We start from the raw sequence: 16,314 nt of genomic DNA, 5'->3' as shown, positions 1-16,314 counted from the left end.
GAGATAGGCGCCGGTCGCCGCGCGGTCGAACAGCAGCCGATGGCGCTGACGCGGCGGCAATGTCGTCAGTTCGGGATCGGCCATGCCGTCGACGACGTTTTGCAGCGACAAATCGTAGAGTTCGATATTGCGCGCGATATCGCGTTCGATCAGCAGCATCAGGTTGCGCGCATTTTCGACCGCATGGTCATACGCGTCGCGTCGCGCCTCGATTAATAGCGACGTGGAAAGTCCCCAACTGAACATCAGCAGGACGATGCCCGCCACGAGTACGCCGCGGGGCGACAGAATGCGTGCCACGAGCGACGCGGTATGGCGGCGCAGCGTGGCGGGCAGCGGGAATGACTTCATCCTCGGGGGAGCGGGCGGCGGCTACTCGCATCGTTGGCGGTTCCGCGCGCGGATTATTTCGAATTAGGCGTCATTATCCCGCGAATTCGGGCATTTCGTGTGCACATGCAAAAGATGCATGTGGAGAGCGCGATTCGGCAGCGATTACGCATCGTTACCGCATGGTGCGCCGGCGGCTTGATCTGAATCAGTTAACAGTGTCGGTCTTTTGTCTGATTAATCGCATAATCATCAGTCGAATTTGCCTATTGCCGCGATATTCGGCGGATCGGGACAGTATGAAGTGCCGGCTCGCGAGAAATGAAAACCGAATGACCCGACGGCAATCGTGGTTTTTGCGACGGTAAGCAAAACGACGCCGGCCAGTGCGGCAACCCGTTGATTCCGCGAAATCTCCGGCGTGGCGGCGGCCGGCGCAACCTCGGCTGCCCCCTATCGAATCAGGTAGAATCCGCGCTTCGCCGCAGGCGCCCGCCGCGCAACGCGTATCGGGGCCGCATCGAATGCATCGCAGGACGCGCACCGCGCTCCGATTCCGCATGCGCCGGCTACGGATGCCGGCCCGCTCAACGTTCGTCTCGTTTATGTCCGCCATTCCGAATTCCGACCCACCCGGTTCGTCCGCGAACCCACCCAAGCTTCATCGCGCGCTGAAGGCGCGCCACCTGACGATGATCGCCATCGGCGGCTCGATCGGCACGGGCCTGTTCGTCGCGTCCGGCGCATCGATCTCGCAGGCCGGCCCCGGCGGCGCGATGGTCGCGTACATGCTGATCGGCCTGATGGTCTACTTCCTGATGACGAGCCTCGGCGAGATGGCCGCGTTCATGCCGGTGTCGGGCTCGTTCGCGACCTACGGCGCGAAATACGTGGACGAAGGCTTCGGCTTCGCGCTCGGCTGGAACTACTGGTACAACTGGGCGGTGACGATCGCGGTGGAACTCGTCGCCGCGCAACTCGTGATGCACTACTGGTTTCCGGACGTGCCGGGCGTATGGTGGAGCGCGGCGTTCCTCGCCGTGATGTTCCTGCTCAATGCGCTCACCGTGCGCGGTTTCGGCGAAGCCGAATACTGGTTCGCGCTGATCAAGGTCGTCACGGTCGTCGCGTTCATCGGCGTCGGGCTGCTGATGATCTTCGGCATTCTGAAGGGTGCGCCGGCGAACGGCTGGGGCAACCTGACGATCGGCGACGCGCCGTTCGCGGGCGGCCTGCCGGCGCTGATGGGCGTCGCGATGATCGCGGGCTTCTCGTTCCAGGGCACCGAGCTGATCGGCGTCGCGGCCGGCGAATCGGAGCATCCGCGCACGACGATCCCGCGCGCGGTGCGCCAGGTGTTCTGGCGCATCCTGCTGTTCTACGTGTTCGCGATCTTCGTGATCGGCGTGCTGATTCCGTATACCGACCCGAACCTGCTGAAGACGGACGTGACCGACATCGGCGTGAGCCCGTTCACGCTCGTGTTCCGCCACGCGGGGCTCGCGTTCGCGGCCGGCGTGATGAACGCGGTGATCCTCACGGCCGTGCTGTCGGCCGGCAACTCGGGCATGTATGCATCCACGCGGATGTTGTACAACCTCGCCACCGAAGGCCGCGCGCCGAAGGTGTTCGTGAAGCTGTCGCCGGGCGGCGTGCCGCGCAACGCGCTGTATGCGACCACCGCCGTCGGCGCGCTGTGCTTCTTCACGTCGCTGTACGGCGACAAGACCGTGTACCTGTGGCTGCTGAACACGTCGGGGATGACGGGCTTCATCGCGTGGCTCGGCATCGCGGTCAGCCACTACCGGTTCCGCAAGGGCTACGTGAAGCAGGGTTATTCGCTCGACCAGTTGCCGTACCAGTCGAAGTGGTTCCCGTTCGGCCCGCTGTTCGCGTTCGTGCTGTGCCTCGTGATCGCGCTCGGCCAGGATTACCAGGCGTTCCTCGCGAACCGGATCGACTGGGCCGGCGTGACCGCGACCTACGTCGGCATTCCGCTGTTCGTCGTCGTGTGGCTCGGCTTCCGGTTCCTGAAGAAGAGCCGGTTCGTGCGCTACGAGGACATGGAGATCGCGCCGTGGATCGCCGCGAATCGCGGCGCGCGGCGGCAGCCGGTGGCGAACCGCGAAACCGTGGGCTGACGCCGGCGCGGCAGGTTGCCGCGTGACGGGCGACGAAACGGGAAGCCGCGCGCTTCCCGTTTTTTTTGCCCGGCTTTTGCCTGCGCGGGGTCAAAGCCGGTTATATTGCCCGACCCTACCGGGCCGTGGCCCGGCCGGCGCGACAGGCGCGGCGCGGATCGGCATCCGGCGCGCGCGGCGCGCGGCGGCCGGCGAGACGCCCGGCGTTTTCATCGCTCCAGCCGGGCCGGCATGGCCCTGCAGAGCGCGCAACCCAGAGGAATTCATGAGCGCATCACCCGCCGAGCGGAAGGCCGGACCCGTTTCCATCGTGCGAATCGAAGCCGCGATCAACGCGTGGCGCGAAGTGTATCCGCCGGCGCCGGACGGCGAGGACGGCTACGCGCTCGACGCCGGCAGCAACTGCCTGGCCGAGCTGTACGGCACGATGATCTGCTATCAGTTGCCCGACGTACCGCTCGACTCGCTGAGCCACGAGCAGCGCGACGCGCTGTATGCGACCGAGGTGTGACGCGGTCGGCACGATGCCGCGGCGCGGCGTCGGTGAACGAACGGGAAGCCTCGCGGCTTCCCGTTTTGCTTTGCGCGGCCCCGGACGTCGCCGCGAGCACGACGCTGCTCGAGCCGGGATCGGCGCCGGCTGAGGTATCGTGACGGGATCGGGAAGCAGGCGATCGAGGAGGCCGGTACGGATGGCCGGCGAGGGCGACCGTTGCGGGCGCTGTCCGCGCGGTGCCGGATGAGCGTCCGTTGCCTGTCCCGGGAGGATTCGAACATGGAGTTGAGACACCTCCGCTACTTCGTCGCGGTGGCCGAAGAGCGGAATTTCACGCGGGCGGCGGAACGGCTGCATATCGCGCAGCCGCCGCTGAGCCGGCAAATCCAGCAGCTCGAGGAGGCGCTCGGCGTGCCGCTGTTCGAGCGCACCGCGCGGCCGCTGAAGCTGACCGATGCCGGGCGCTTCTTCTATTCGCATGCGGTGCAGCTGCTCGCGCAGACGACCGAACTCGAATCGATGACCAAGCGCGTCGGCAAGATCGAGCGCAGCATGTCGGTCGGTTTCGTCGGCTCGACGCTGTACGGGATGCTGCCGAAGATCATCCGGCGCTTTCGCAGCGAATATCCGGCCGTCGAGCTGAGCCTGCACGAGATGTCGACGATGGACCAGATCAAGGCGCTGAAGGAAGGGCGCATCGACGTCGGGTTCGGACGCATCCGCCACGAGGATCCGAGCGTGCGGCGCGTCGTGCTGCGCGAGGAGCGGATGATCGTCGCGCTGCCGGTCGGCCACGTGCTCGACAGCGCGAAGCCCGTGCTGTCGCTGCACGATCTCGTCAACGACACGCTGATCATCTTTCCGAAGGCGCCGCGCCCGAGCTACGCGGACCAGGTGCTCGCGGTCTTCCACGATCGGGCATTGCAACCGCGCAAGATCTACGAGACGCGTGAACTTCAGATTGCGCTCGGCCTCGTCGCGATGGGCGAGGGCGTGTCGGTCGTGCCGCACAGCGTGTACGGGCTCAAGCGCGACGACATCAGCTACAAGCCGCTCGACGATCCGAACCTCGTGTCGCCGATCATCATGAGCATGCGGATGCTCGACGAATCGGAGGACATCCGCGCGATGCAGGCGCTGATCTACCGGCTGTACGACGAAGCGCAGATGGAGTACCTGCCGCCGCAGCCCGAGTGAGCGCGGGGGCAAAAGGGGGCTTGGGCTTGCTTGACGCCGCGCGCCGGCAGGCCGCCATGCCCGGATTCGATGCGGCCGCCGCCGCGCGGCCGCTTTCATGCAGACGATCGACACATGACCGATATCGTGACCGAGGAGATAACCGTCGAGACGCCGCAAGGACGTCTCTTTGCGAAACGCTGGCGTGCGGGGCCGGCGCGGCATGCGGCCACGCCGATCCTGTTGCTGCACGATTCGCTCGGCTGCGTCGACTTGTGGCGCGACTTCCCCGCGCAACTCGCGAGCGCGACGCAACGCGACGTGATCGCATACGACCGCCTCGGTTTCGGCCGTTCGGACCGTCATCCGGGCAAGCTCGGCACGACGTTCGTGCGCGACGAGGCCGATCACGCGTTCGCCGCGGTACTGGAACGGCTCGGCGTCGATGCGTTCATCGCGTTCGGTCACAGCGTCGGCGGCGGGATGGCGGTCGGCTGTGCGGCCGCGCATCCGGCGCGTTGCCGCGCGCTCGTCACGGTCGCCGCGCAGGCGTTCGTCGAGGATCGCACGCTGGCCGGCATTCGCGACGCCGGGCGGCAGTTCGACGAGCCTGGGCAGCTCGACCGGCTCGCGCGCTATCACGGCGACAAGGCCGAATGGGTGCTGCGCGCGTGGGTCGACACGTGGCTGTCACCGGCGTTCCGCGACTGGAATCTCGACGACGATCTGCCGCACGTGCAGTGCGCGACGCTCGCGATTCACGGCGAGGACGACGAATACGGGTCCGACGTGCATCCGAAGCGGATCGCCGCGCGCGTCGCGGGGCCGTCGTCGTTCCTGTTGCTCGCGCGTTGCGGACACATGCCGCATCGCGAGCGGACCGATGACGTGTTGGCCGCCGTCGCGACGTTCCTGCGCGACGCGGGCGCCTGAGCGTGCTCGACGTCGCCAGCGGGCGTATGCCCGCCGGCCGTCAGAACGAAAGCTGGATCGCGAGGTCGATCGCCAGCAGCCCGATCGACAGACCGATGCCGAGAATCACGTTCGGCAGCCGGTGCTCGAAATCGCGATGATCCTTGCGCATCGCCGCGCCGAGCAGGAAGATCGCCTCGACGACGATTTGCAGGCCGACGAACAGCAGCATCAGCAGATACTCGTAGCCCATCTGCTTGAACGCGACGAATTGCATCCCGTGATCGCGGATCCACTGGCCGACGCGCAGCAGTTCGTAGACGAACAGCAACGCAGGGAACAGGTAACTGATGAAGTAGGTCGGCGCGGTGGCGTGCCGGAGTTCGAGGTGGAAGTGCTGATGCGTGGTAGCCATCACAACCCTCCTTGCAATGCATGATTGCGGTCGAGACGGCGGCGCGTGTCGCGTGCAAACTACGGGATTGCCCGATGCACAATGCGCAACCGTACCGCATCAGCATACTGCCGCGCGGGAAATTTGGCATGCGAAGTGTGCGTTCGTTGTAACAATGTGTGTGCGACGTGCGACGCGTTGGCTACGTCCGGCGCCCGTTGCGCTGCATTGGCTGGCTTACGCGATGCCTTTCCGGGCGCTTGTGCGTGCATCACCGTTTCGCTTGCGCGCCTTCGATAAACAGCTTCGCGAGCGATTGAAACTCCCGTTTCGAACGGCGCGAGACGAAGGCGAGCGCGACGGCGCTCGGTGTGCGCCTCGCGCAGGAGGAAGGGTTGACGCGGGCCGTCACTGCGATCGAACGCTGGGGACGTTCGCGCGCGAGGTGAGCCGGCCCGCGGGGATCAGAAATGCCCGGTGAACCGGTAGCGGCTGCCTGGGTGCCACAGGTTGGCGACCGACGCGACCAGCCCCTGCGACCACGTACGCCGATGCAGCAGCAGGCACGGCTCGCGGTCGTCCATCGTCAGGTGGCGGCGCGTGTCGGCATCGGGCATCGCGGCCTCGATCCGGTATTCGACGCGCTGCAGCGGCGCGACGCGCGTCAGGTACTGGTTCGGCGTCGTCGTCGTGAAGTCCTGCAATGCGTATTCGGGCGCGCAGGCCGGATTGACCCAGCGCTCCTCGAGTTGCACGGGCGTGTCGTTCTCGAAGTGCAGCACGCGCGAATGAAAGATCGGGCTGCCGGTGTCGAGCTGCAGTTCGTCGGCGAGCTTCGCGTCGGCGACGGCCGCGCCGACCAGCAGCACCTGCGCGCGATAGCCGTGGCCGCGCGCGGCGACTTCGTCGGAGATGCTGCGGATCGCGACGAGCGTCGATTCGTATTTCGGCGACGCGACGTACGTACCGGAGCCGCGCGTGCGCGTGAGCACCTGTTCGGCCGTCAGCTCGCGCAGTGCGCGGTTCACGGTCATCCGTGCGACGTTGAATTCGCGCGCGAGCTCGTTCTCCGACGGCACCTGGTCGCCTTCCGCCCATTCGCCGGCATGAATGCGCGCGAGGATGAAGTCCTTGATTTCCTGATAGATCGGTGTGGTCATGGGATCACGATTCAGAGTCGGCAACGGGCCGCCGCCGAATGCCGATCCAGCGCGCGCCCGGCGCCGAGTGTACCGGTTTCGCGGGCGCGCCGGCCCGGATTCCCCGAATGATCCCTGTTCGGCCGGTGCGCGTCCATGCGGGATTGCACAGAGCGGCCGGCTTTCGCCGGCCCGCGCGCGGTCAGAACCGATGGCGGATGCCGACTGTCGCGACCACCTGCGTGCGCGTCGACGAAGCCGCGAGCCCCGTGACGTTCGCGAACCCGAGCGTCGCGCCCGACGGCACGCCGAACGCGTGCTGGTACACGGTTTCCGCATACACGTCGGTGCACTTGCTCAGCGCGTAGTCGATCATCAGCGTCACCTGGTGCCACTTCGGCCGGTGGCTGCCGGTGGCGTCGTCGTAGCGGCCGTCGGTGAACGTATACGTCGTACTGGCGGCCGAGCGCCAGCGCGCCGTACCGGTCGCTCTGGAGGCCGACGTAAGCACGGCGGCCGAACATCGTGTTTCGATAGGACTGCGTTCCGTTGTTCAGGTTGAATCGCGAGTGACGCCTGCGACCGCGCGACTTCGAATTCGATGCACGCGCATCCGGTACGGCTGTCGATCGTGGCCGTGTAGCCATTGAGCGCGGCGCCGACGGCCTGATGCAACTGGCGCCGCACGATCGCGAGGTTGTCCGATTCGACGTGGATCGACAGCAGCACGAGCGTGTCCGCGGAGGAGCGGCGTCGCGCGCGATCGGGCAGTAGATCGCATGCAGCGGCAAGTTCGGTTCTGGTCGGTGTCATGTGCTCATCCCCGGCCGAGTCGTGCTCCGCACCGCGGAGATTTCGTCCCGGACGGCGGCCGTGCTCCACGATGGGTCGCCGCGATAGAGCGTACCCCGGAAGACGTTGCTGACTGGCGAGCGGCGCAAGCGGTGAGCGCACGGTGTCGTGCCGCCGCAAACTGGAACGCTTAATGCTTGTCTCGGGTGATCCTTTCGATGAAGGAGCACCGCGATGAGCACGCCGGCCACCACCGCTTTTTCCCATGTGAAGCCGCAGGACACCGCCTATCAAGGCGAGGGCCTGCGCGACTTCTTCCTGTACCGCGATCTCGGCATCGCCGCCGCGACGAACGGCAAGGTCGTCGCGCAACTCGTCAGGGCCAATCATGCACCGGTGGCGGGCACCGGCTGGCACCGTCACGAGGCCGAGTTCCATATCGTGATCATGCTGAAGGGCTGGGCGCGCTTCATGTACGGCGACCAGGAAACGCTGGTGGCGGCCGGAGACTGCGTGCACCAGGCACCGGGGATCGTCCACTACCTGTTCGACTACTCGCCGGACATGGAGTATCTGGAGATCGTCGGGCCTGCCGACTTCAAATCGATCGACGTCGACGGGCCGTGCGCGGTGCCGGAGCCGACGCCGTGGGGCGAGGCCGGGGCGTAGCGTGCCGGTCGGGTGTGCGCTTTCGACGAACCGCCTGCATTCAGGCGGTTTTTTTATGGTCCGCCCAGATCCGCGACCGACCTTCCGCTTGCGTCTATTGATTCGAATTCCAAACGGTCACGAAGCTGAAGAACCCGAAAGAAAAGAAAGAGGTTCGTCAGCTTCGACCGTCGATCGACGATGCGATGTCAAAGATCGTCAATTGCACGTCGGCGCGGTGCACGGCCTGCCGACGACCGGCGTTAAGGAGGTACCAGCCGGAGCACCGGCTGACTATCCGGGAGAGTTTCACCATGAACCGCATCGCGAAGATCCTGACGGCAACCGCACTGGCTTGCGCCGTGCTCGTGCCGGCACTGGCCGAAGCGCATCCGCACCGCGTGTGCCACTTCGATCACCACCACCACCACCGCGTGTGCCGCTGGGTGCGGTAACCGTCGCGGTTCCCGGGGAATGCCCCGGACGCTTTCGTCATTCAGGCAAATCAGGAGAGGACCATGAAAAAAACAATGTTGATCGCCGCGCTGGTCGCCGGCATGGGTATGTCGGTCGGTGCGTTCGCGCAGGTTCCGGCCAGCGCGCCGGCCGGCACGACCGGCCTGTGCAAGGACGGCTCGTTCTACTCCGGCGCTTCGAAGAAGGGCGCGTGTGCAGGCCACAAGGGCGTGAAGGCGTGGTACGGCGCATCGGCCGCTGCCGCGGCGAGCGCACCGGCCGCAACGCCGGCTTCCGCCGCGCCGGCATCGGGCGCGGCAGCCGCGAAGGGCGCCGCCGCGATGACCGCCGCAGCGCCGGGCGGCGGCGCGGGCAAGGTGTGGGCGAACGACACCACGAAGGTCTATCACTGCTCGACCGACAAGTACTACGGCAAGACGAAGCACGGCAGCTACATGTCGGAAGCCGACGCGAAGGCGAAGGGCTACCACGCGTCGCACGGCAAGGCTTGCTCGTAACGAGCCGGCCCGGCGCGCGAGCGGTTCGCTCGCGCGCCATCCGGATGCAGCAGCACACGTCGCCCCGCCACTCCGGCGGGGCGATTCACTGTGTCGCTACCCGCGTTCAGTGCGCGTGATCCGATTGCGCTTCGGTCGCCGCATCGATTCCGGCCGTGCGCGCATCGAGCAGCGCGCGCAGCGTGACGTAATGGGTGCCGCTTGTGTCGCCTTCCGCATCCGCGGTGCGATCGTACGGCTCGTTGTCGTGAATCGTCGCTCGTACGATCGGATAGATCTGCGCCTCCCATCGGCTGCCGTTGAACACGCCGTAGTGCCCCACGCCCGTTTGGACGTGATGCGTCTTCAGGTACGACGGTAACCCCGAACACAGTTCCTGCGCAGCCACCGTCTGGCCCACTGCGCAGATATCGTCCTTCTCGCCTTCGACCGTCAACAGCGCGGTGCGATGAATCGCCGCCGGTTCGACGAGCCTGTCGCCGACCGTCAGCTCGCCGCGTGCGAGCGCGTACTGCTGAAACACTTTCTCGACTGTTTCCAGATAGAACTCCGCGGTGAGATCGGCCGTCGCGAAATATTCGTCGTAGAAGTGCCGCAACGTGTCGGCTTTCGCCGGATCGCCTTTCGCGCGCTCGTAGTACAGATCGGCGAACGACGCCGCATGCCGGTCCGGGTTCATCGACATGAACGCGCCCACCTGCACGAAGCCCGGATACACGCACCGTTGCGCGCCGACGAAGCCCGTCGGCACCACGCTGATCAGGTTGTGCGCGAACCACTCGATCGGCTGGCTCGTCGCGAGTTCGTTGACCTTTGTCGGATTCACGCGGCAGTCGATCGGGCCGGCCATCAGCGTCAGGCTCGCGGGTTGCGCGGGATCGCCGCCGGCTGCCATCAGCGAGACTGCCGCGAGCGACGCGGCGGTCGGCTGGCAGATCGCGAGCACGTGCGCGTCCGGGCCGATGTGGCGAATGAAGTCGATCACGTGCGTGACGTATTCGTCGAAACCGAAACGTCCGGCCGTCAGCGGGATGTCGCGCGGGTTGTGCCAGTCGGTGATGTACACGTCGTGATCGGCCAGCATCGTGCGCACCGTGCCGCGCAGCAGCGTCGCGAAATGCCCGGACATCGGCGCGACGATCAGCACGCGCGGCTGGCGTGCGACCGGCCGCGCCTTGCGGAAATGCAGCAGCGTCGCGAACGGCGTGGCCGCGGCCGCTTCCTCGACGATCGGCACCGTTTCGCCGTCGACGACGACCGACGCGATTCCGAACGGCGGCCGTCGGTGCGAGAACGCGCAGCATTCGAGCAGCTCGCACAGCGCGTCGACCATGCGGCCCGTCGGTGTCGACGTCGCCGGCGGCCACAGCGACATCGTCGCGCGCGTCGCGGCCGCCCATGCACGCGCCGGGCGCAGGCATTCCGCAGACCATTGATAAAACGGATAGGCAAGCAGGTTCATGACCGTCGCTCGTGACGCCGCATTGCAAGGAACGAGGCAAGCCGTATGCCAGCATGCGGCTGGCACGCGCGTTGCAGCGGTTCGAGGGCGCGGTGGCGCGCGCGGTACGTGATGACCCGGGCGAAGGCAATGCGTCGCCTTGCTGGCCGGGCGCGCGACACGTGCCGCGATGCCGTGCGACGTTGCGCCAGTTCGGCGAACGGACCGCACAGGCGTGGTGCGCGGTCCGACGGCGCGTCCGTTTACGGTGCAGGGCACGAACGACATTCAGCAGGGGAGCGACATGGAATCCAACGCACGGACGACGCTGACCATCAGCAGCCGCAATTACTCGTCGTGGTCGATGCGCGGCTGGTTGCTCGCGAAGTTGAGCGGCCTCGCGTTCGAGACGATCAGCGTGCCGATCGACGCCACGTCGCGCGCCGAGCTGTTGCTGCTGTCGCCGTCGATCCTCGTGCCATGCCTGACGCACGACGGCAACGCGGTGTGGGACACGCTCGCGATCGCCGAATACCTGAACGAGATCCGCCCGCAGGCGCGGCTGCTGCCCGACGAGCGCCACGCACGCGCGCATTGCCGGTCGATCTGCGGCGAGATGCATTCCGGCTTCAGCGCATTGCGATCCGCGCTGCCGATGAACCTGCGCGGGCATTTCCCCGGCTTCCGGATCTGGTCGCGCGCGCAGCACGACATCGAGCGGATCGTGACCATCTGGCGCGAGTGCCTGGCCGAGTATGGCGGCCCCTGGCTGTTCGGTGCGGAGATCGGCATCGCCGACGCGATGTACGCGCCGGTCGTCACGCGCTTCCTGACCTACGACGTGAAGCTCGAACCGGACGTCGCCGAGTACTGCATGCGCGTGCTCGCGCATCCGTTCGTTGCCGAGTGGATCGACGCGGCGAAGGCCGAGCACGAAGACATCGACGAACTCGACATGGAGTTCTGACGCGTGCGATCGCGGTGCGCTTTCAATTTCACTACAGATGCAAGCGACGAAACGAACGATCGATGGACCCGCGCAACTCGCAAACGTTTCACCTTGATTTCGGTCCAAAACGAGCACGAATGCCCTAAAGGGCGTTGCGCCCGCTGACGTTAAACAAGTCACGGGGATGACTCGCGATCGCATGCTTCAGACATGCGACGCGCAGTCCGCAACAACCAGCGCAGCAGGGGGATCGACTTGTGAATCGTCAGCAATCGTGGACGCGTACCGCCGCGCCCGGCGAAATCATTTACTCGGAGGGCTTCGCGGGCGAGCCCGTCATCTTCCTCATTACCGACGGCAAGGTCGAGCTGTCCACGCGCTGCGACGACACGCGCGTGATCGTCGCGACGCTCGGCCGCGGCGAGTTCTTCGGCGAATCGGCGCTGCTCGCCGCCGAACCGCGTGCGCATACCGCGAAGGCGCTGTCGTTCTGTCAACTCACGGTCGTGCCGGCCGGCATCCTCGATGAAGAAATCGAGCATGTGTCCGCGCTGCTGCGTCATATCGTGCGAACGATGATCCGCCGCGTGAAGCGCAAGGACGACCAGTTGGCGACCTATACGCATGCGGACTTCATGCCGGGCGTGCTGTCGTATGCGCACGTGCTGTCGCTGATGGCGGGCGCCGACGCGCGCGAATCGGGCGATACGTGGGCGCGCCGGGCGATGCAGGCGCATGCGGCCGAAACCTCCGTGCCGCTCGCCGAAGTGATCCGCAAATGCCGCGCGATTGCCGGCCATTCTCGGCCTCACGTGCTCGCGATGCTGCGGCGCATGGAGAAGCTCAACCTCGTCACGATCGAAGCCGCGCAGGGTGACGGCGCCGGCGGCGCAACCGACTACGCTACTTCGGCGGACGCGCGCCAGGTCGTCACGTTCGACGCAGCACGTGTGATCGATCGCGCGCAGCAGGTTGCCGATCACGATCTCGACGTATCGATCAACAGCGAACTCGAACTCATCGAACTGGCCGATCTCGCATCGCTGATTGGCGTCGACAAGACGCTGCTGCTCAACAAGCTGTCTAACGGCGAGATCGCGGAAGAAGTGTTCGCGTTCCGCAAATCGAAGGTGCTCAACTACGTCGAACAGAAAGGCGTTGCGTACTTCTCGCGCCGCAACGGGCGCCGCGGCGACGACGTGCGCGCGCTCGAGGATCTCGTGTGGATCGACCAGCGCACGCTGTTCGACGTGATCAGCGCGTTCGATACCTACGACCTCGCGAAGCTGATCGCGAACCTCGACGATCGCGCGGTGGCCGACAAGCTGTTTTCCGTGATGACCGAAGCGCGGCGCAACGAGGTGTCGTGGGTGATGCGTCGCGAACTCAAGCTCGACCCGATCGAGATCGAGGACATCGAACAGCGCGTGCTGGAGGCCGTGCGCGCGGCGAAGGCGCCTGCGGCGGGTGCGATGTCCGTCGCGGCGACACTGTCGTCGGATGCGTGATACGGGGGGCGTATGGATCTGTTGACCCTGGTCGGTGTGTTGCTGGGCGGCGCGGCGATCGTGTTCGGGTTCGCGCTGGAAGGCGGGCATGTCTCGATGCTGTTCCAGTTCGAGGCGCTCGTGATCGTGCTCGGCGGCACGCTCGGCGCGGTGATGATCCAGAACACGTGGGCGCGCTTTTTCGACGCGGTGAAGCAGCTGCGGCTCGCGTTCGTGCGGGCACGCGAAGTCGATCGCAAGAACCTGTCCGATCTGCTCGAGTGGGGCGACCGCGCGAAGCTCGACGGGCTGCTCGCGTTCGAGTCGATGGACGTGAGCGGGATTCATCCGTTCGCGCGCCGCGGGCTCGAACTGCTGGCGAACGGCGTATCGACCGCGGTGCTCGAAGATGCGTTACAGCGCGAACTCGATGCGTACGAACGCAGCCGCCTCGCCGCCGTGCGCGTGTGGCAGCAGGCCGGCGGCTATGCGCCGACCTTCGGCATCCTCGGCTCGGTGCTCGGGCTCGTGCAGGTGACGAGCCATATTCTCGAGCCGGCGCAGCTCGGGCCGGGTATCGCGATGGCGTTCGTCGCGACGCTGTACGGGCTCGCGTTCGCGAACCTCGTGTTCCTGCCGCTGTATGGCAAGCTGCGCGCACAGATCGATAGCGAGATGCGGTTTCGCAAGCTGTATCTCGACGGCTTGCTCGCGATCTCGCGCAAGGAGTCGCCGCATACGATCGAGACGCGGTTGACCGGCGATGTGCGCGGGCGGGCGGCGGAAACGCTGGCGTGATTGACGAACCCGGATTCCCGATCGTATGACGGCTCGAACTGACGGCGCATCCGCCGCCGATCGCGACGATCACGAAGTCGAAGGCGCGCAGTCGGGGCGCTGGCTGATTTCGTACGCGGATCTCATCACGACGCTGATGGTGCTGTTTCTCGCGCTGTATGTGCTGCAGCTCGCGAAATACAACGCGCTCGATGCGCGGTATCAGACACTTGCACGGCAGGCTGGGGGTGCGGTGACTGCTTCCTTCGATGCCGCCAAGTCCGACTCTGCGGCGCCGTGGCTCGCGTTGCTTGATTCGTTGAAGTCGAATGGACGCATTTCGCTGGTGAAGGCGCCGCATGGCGTCGAGATCGGTATCGACGCGAAGATCCTGTTCAACGTCGGCGATGCGCGTTTGCTGCCCGATTCGTCGCCGGTGCTGAACCAGATTGCGCAGGCATTGAGCGAGCATGCGACGGGCGACATCCTCGTCGAAGGCCACACGGACAGCGTGCCGATCGCAAACGCGAAATACGAATCGAACTGGGAGCTTTCGTCGGCGCGCGCGGGGAGTGTGGTGCGCTACCTGACCGAGCGTGGTGTCGCGCCGCATCGGCTGGCGGCGATCGGGCGGGCGGATACGCAGCCGCTCGTTGCGGGCGACGATGCGGCTTCAAGGGCGAGAAACCGGCGCGTCACGATCTTCGTTGCCTACTGATCAGCGTGTTGTATTTGCGTTGTTCCTCGTGCATAGAAGTGGCCGCATATTCCCGCTCTTTAACAACATAACGAATCTCGAATGATCGCTATCTGAAATCTGCGATGCGATTCTGCGCCCGCATGCCGATAACCCAATCTGGCTCAGACCGAGCGGTTATCGAGGGTTCCCCATGCACTTCTGGCGCAAGCTTTCCATTCAGAACAAGCTGATTCTCAGCATGACGAGTTGCCTGCTCGTGTTCGTCGCGATTTCGAGCGGGCTCAGCGTTCGGCTAATCGGCAATGCGGTGCGCGATCGCGTCGTCCGCGAAGAGCTGCCGACCGCCGTGAACGGCATCCGCGCCGACGTGCAGCGCCAGATGGCCGGCCCGATCGCCGCGTCGCGCATTCTCGCGCGCGATGCGTTCCTGCTGCAATGGGAAGCCGACGGCGAACCTGACGCCGGCACGCGCAACTGGATCCAGCTTGCGAAGAACGTGAAGGATGAGCAGAAGGCCGCGTCCGTGCAGTGGGTGTCGTTGAAGAGCGGCAACTACTACAACGAAGCCGGCTTGCAGCGGAAGGTGACCGACAAGGATCAGTGGTTGACCAGCTTCCTGTCATCGGGCAAGGCGTACGACGTGAACATGGATCGCGAGGTGACCGTCGGCGGCTACATGATGTTCATCAACAGCCGCGTGGAACTCGACGGCGTGCCGATCGGCGCGGCGAGCATGAGCCTGTCCGTCGATGCGCTCGCGAAGGGAATATCGGCTTACCGGATCGGCGAGACCGGGTTTGCGTATCTCGTGCGCCCCGACGGCGCGATCATGATGCATCGCGATGCGTCGCTGATCGATGGCAAGCATTTTCTGAAGGATGAGCCGGGGCTGCCGGGCGATGCGTCGTCGACGTTGCTTGCGGGCAAGCCGTATGCGTACCTCAGCTACGAGGGTGATGGTGGCGCGCGTTTCATCGCGACGTCGTTCATTCCGGAGCTGAATGCGTATGTGGTCGTGCAGGTGCCGGAGGCTGAATTGCTGGGGCCGGTGACGCGGGCAATCCGCAGTGCGGCGCTGGTGGCGGCAGTGGTGGGGCTTGGGGTTGCGCTGCTCGTGATCTGGCTGGTGGGGCGCGCGATTGCCGCGCCGATTCGTCGGGCGGCTACGCTGCTGTCGGAAATCGCGAGCGGTCAGGGCGATCTGACGCGCCGGATGGCGGTGGAGAGCGAGGACGAGATCGGGCAGTTGTCGGATGCGTTCAATCGGTTCGTGTCGTCGTTGTCGACGCTCGTTCATCGGATTCGTGCGGCTTCGGCTTCGATCGCGACCGGGTCGGCGCAGATTGCCTCGGGGAACGCGGATTTGAGTGAACGCACCGAAGGGCAGTCGAGCAACCTGGAGCGGACGGCTTCGTCGATGGAAGAGATCACGGCCGTGGTGCGCAACAACACTGAGACGGCGACTACCGCGGCGAAGATGATCAATGGCGCGGCGGATACGGCGGCGCGTGGGGGGCAGGTGGTGGGCGAGGTCGTGACGACGATGGAGCAGATCAGCGACGCGTCGCAGCGGATCTCCGAGATCATCGTGATGATCGACAGTATCTCGTTTCAGACGAATATTCTGGCGTTGAATGCGGCGGTTGAGGCGGCGCGGGCGGGGGAGCAGGGGCGTGGGTTTGCTGTGGTCGCTTCGGAGGTGCGGAATCTGGCGCAGCGCAGTGCGCAGGCGGCGAAGGAGATTAAGTCGCTGATCGAGCATAGCGCGGGGACGGTGGGTGCCGGGTCGCGGCTCGTTAGGGAGGCGGGGAAGGTGATGAGTGATGTTGTGTCGCAGGTTCAAGGCGTTAGCGCGATGATGAGCGAGATTGCTGAGGCTAGCCTGGAGCAGAGTGCCGGGATCGATCAGATCGGGGATGCGGTGCAGTCTTTGGACCAAATGACGCAGCAGAATGCGG

At 65.6% G+C, this 16,314-nt stretch carries 15 protein-coding genes and 2 pseudogenes; 12 read left to right on the top strand and 5 right to left on the bottom strand.

Annotated elements, in window-relative coordinates:
- A pseudogene (locus AC3IFE_RS15535) lies at positions 1–351 on the bottom strand (diguanylate cyclase); the annotation flags it as partial.
- A gap of 584 nt (positions 352–935) precedes the next feature.
- Here AC3IFE_RS15535 and AC3IFE_RS15530 point away from each other — a divergent pair.
- The 4 genes from AC3IFE_RS15530 (at position 936) to AC3IFE_RS15515 (ending at position 5,076) form a co-directional block, all read left to right on the top strand.
- The gene (locus AC3IFE_RS15530) at positions 936–2,471 is read left to right on the top strand and encodes an amino acid permease (protein WP_489191034.1); all 1,536 of its coding nucleotides are present in this window, start codon (positions 936–938) and stop codon (positions 2,469–2,471) included.
- Between the two features lie 265 nt (positions 2,472–2,736).
- Positions 2,737–2,982: a DUF3717 domain-containing protein gene (locus tag AC3IFE_RS15525; RefSeq protein WP_012338561.1), complete on the top strand. Its 246-nt coding sequence runs from the start codon at positions 2,737–2,739 to the stop codon at positions 2,980–2,982.
- A gap of 264 nt (positions 2,983–3,246) precedes the next feature.
- Positions 3,247–4,164: a LysR family transcriptional regulator gene (locus AC3IFE_RS15520; protein WP_489191032.1), complete on the top strand. Its 918-nt coding sequence runs from the start codon at positions 3,247–3,249 to the stop codon at positions 4,162–4,164.
- A 114-nt stretch (positions 4,165–4,278) separates the two neighbouring features.
- A complete protein-coding gene (locus tag AC3IFE_RS15515; RefSeq protein ID WP_489191031.1) occupies positions 4,279–5,076 on the top strand; it encodes an alpha/beta fold hydrolase in 798 nt (265 codons plus the stop codon).
- Between the two features lie 40 nt (positions 5,077–5,116).
- On the opposite strand, the gene AC3IFE_RS15510 is transcribed toward AC3IFE_RS15515, so the two are convergent.
- From AC3IFE_RS15510 to AC3IFE_RS15500, 3 genes and pseudogenes are all read right to left on the bottom strand, one after another.
- Positions 5,117–5,470, bottom strand: a complete 354-nt coding sequence (locus tag AC3IFE_RS15510; RefSeq protein ID WP_301738484.1) for a hypothetical protein — start codon at positions 5,468–5,470, stop codon at positions 5,117–5,119.
- A 443-nt stretch (positions 5,471–5,913) separates the two neighbouring features.
- A complete protein-coding gene (gene hutC, locus AC3IFE_RS15505) occupies positions 5,914–6,609 on the bottom strand; it encodes a histidine utilization transcriptional repressor HutC (RefSeq protein WP_069618629.1) in 696 nt (231 codons plus the stop codon).
- 181 nt (positions 6,610–6,790) lie between these two features.
- A pseudogene (locus AC3IFE_RS15500) lies at positions 6,791–7,036 on the bottom strand (porin); the annotation flags it as partial.
- A 578-nt stretch (positions 7,037–7,614) separates the two neighbouring features.
- Here AC3IFE_RS15500 and AC3IFE_RS15495 point away from each other — a divergent pair.
- From AC3IFE_RS15495 to AC3IFE_RS15485, 3 genes are all read left to right on the top strand, one after another.
- Entirely contained in the window at positions 7,615–8,049 is a 435-nt protein-coding gene (locus AC3IFE_RS15495) for a cupin domain-containing protein (protein WP_489191030.1), read from the top strand.
- A gap of 293 nt (positions 8,050–8,342) precedes the next feature.
- A complete protein-coding gene (locus AC3IFE_RS15490) occupies positions 8,343–8,483 on the top strand; it encodes an HHHH-motif protein (protein WP_301738488.1) in 141 nt (46 codons plus the stop codon).
- A gap of 63 nt (positions 8,484–8,546) precedes the next feature.
- Entirely contained in the window at positions 8,547–9,002 is a 456-nt protein-coding gene (locus AC3IFE_RS15485; protein ID WP_489191029.1) for a DUF3761 domain-containing protein, read from the top strand.
- 106 nt (positions 9,003–9,108) lie between these two features.
- On the opposite strand, the gene AC3IFE_RS15480 is transcribed toward AC3IFE_RS15485, so the two are convergent.
- Positions 9,109–10,464, bottom strand: coding sequence for a polyhydroxyalkanoate depolymerase (locus AC3IFE_RS15480; RefSeq protein WP_489191028.1), 1,356 nt, complete (start codon positions 10,462–10,464; stop codon positions 9,109–9,111).
- Positions 10,465–10,747: 283 nt separating this feature from the next.
- On the opposite strand from AC3IFE_RS15480, the gene AC3IFE_RS15475 reads away from it, so the two are divergent.
- From AC3IFE_RS15475 to AC3IFE_RS15455, 5 genes are all read left to right on the top strand, one after another.
- Positions 10,748–11,410: a glutathione S-transferase family protein gene (locus tag AC3IFE_RS15475; RefSeq protein WP_050018077.1), complete on the top strand. Its 663-nt coding sequence runs from the start codon at positions 10,748–10,750 to the stop codon at positions 11,408–11,410.
- A gap of 239 nt (positions 11,411–11,649) precedes the next feature.
- Positions 11,650–12,900 carry a Crp/Fnr family transcriptional regulator gene (locus AC3IFE_RS15470; RefSeq protein ID WP_489191027.1) on the top strand — a complete coding sequence of 417 codons (1,251 nt, stop codon included), beginning with the start codon at positions 11,650–11,652 and terminating at the stop codon, positions 12,898–12,900.
- Positions 12,901–12,912: 12 nt separating this feature from the next.
- Positions 12,913–13,677, top strand: a complete 765-nt coding sequence (locus AC3IFE_RS15465; protein WP_489191026.1) for a flagellar motor protein — start codon at positions 12,913–12,915, stop codon at positions 13,675–13,677.
- Positions 13,678–13,702: 25 nt separating this feature from the next.
- Positions 13,703–14,374: an OmpA/MotB family protein gene (locus AC3IFE_RS15460; RefSeq protein ID WP_489191025.1), complete on the top strand. Its 672-nt coding sequence runs from the start codon at positions 13,703–13,705 to the stop codon at positions 14,372–14,374.
- Between the two features lie 172 nt (positions 14,375–14,546).
- A partial coding sequence (locus AC3IFE_RS15455; RefSeq protein ID WP_489191024.1) for a methyl-accepting chemotaxis protein occupies positions 14,547–16,314 on the top strand: 1,768 nt, incomplete at its 3' end.

The sequence above is a fragment of the Burkholderia sp. APQ4-4ca genome (genome assembly GCF_057837105.1).
Note: the sequence above shows the minus strand (reverse complement) of the source record. Positions and strands in the feature narration are given on the sequence as shown.

Bases quoted from the DNA above. Each gene is read 5' to 3' on its own strand.
- AC3IFE_RS15490 (WP_301738488.1), top strand. From the start codon at position 8,343: ATGAACCGCATCGCGAAGATCCTGACGGCAACCGCACTGGCTTGCGCC.
- AC3IFE_RS15530 (WP_489191034.1), top strand. From the start codon at position 936: ATGTCCGCCATTCCGAATTCCGACCCACCCGGTTCGTCCGCGAACCCA.
- hutC (WP_069618629.1), bottom strand. From the start codon at position 6,609: ATGACCACACCGATCTATCAGGAAATCAAGGACTTCATCCTCGCGCGC.
- AC3IFE_RS15525 (WP_012338561.1), top strand. From the start codon at position 2,737: ATGAGCGCATCACCCGCCGAGCGGAAGGCCGGACCCGTTTCCATCGTG.
- AC3IFE_RS15465 (WP_489191026.1), top strand. From the start codon at position 12,913: ATGGATCTGTTGACCCTGGTCGGTGTGTTGCTGGGCGGCGCGGCGATC.
- AC3IFE_RS15485 (WP_489191029.1), top strand. From the start codon at position 8,547: ATGAAAAAAACAATGTTGATCGCCGCGCTGGTCGCCGGCATGGGTATG.
- AC3IFE_RS15510 (WP_301738484.1), bottom strand. From the start codon at position 5,470: ATGGCTACCACGCATCAGCACTTCCACCTCGAACTCCGGCACGCCACC.
- AC3IFE_RS15520 (WP_489191032.1), top strand. From the start codon at position 3,247: ATGGAGTTGAGACACCTCCGCTACTTCGTCGCGGTGGCCGAAGAGCGG.
- AC3IFE_RS15480 (WP_489191028.1), bottom strand. From the start codon at position 10,464: ATGAACCTGCTTGCCTATCCGTTTTATCAATGGTCTGCGGAATGCCTG.
- AC3IFE_RS15515 (WP_489191031.1), top strand. From the start codon at position 4,279: ATGACCGATATCGTGACCGAGGAGATAACCGTCGAGACGCCGCAAGGA.
- AC3IFE_RS15495 (WP_489191030.1), top strand. From the start codon at position 7,615: ATGAGCACGCCGGCCACCACCGCTTTTTCCCATGTGAAGCCGCAGGAC.
- AC3IFE_RS15460 (WP_489191025.1), top strand. From the start codon at position 13,703: ATGACGGCTCGAACTGACGGCGCATCCGCCGCCGATCGCGACGATCAC.
- AC3IFE_RS15475 (WP_050018077.1), top strand. From the start codon at position 10,748: ATGGAATCCAACGCACGGACGACGCTGACCATCAGCAGCCGCAATTAC.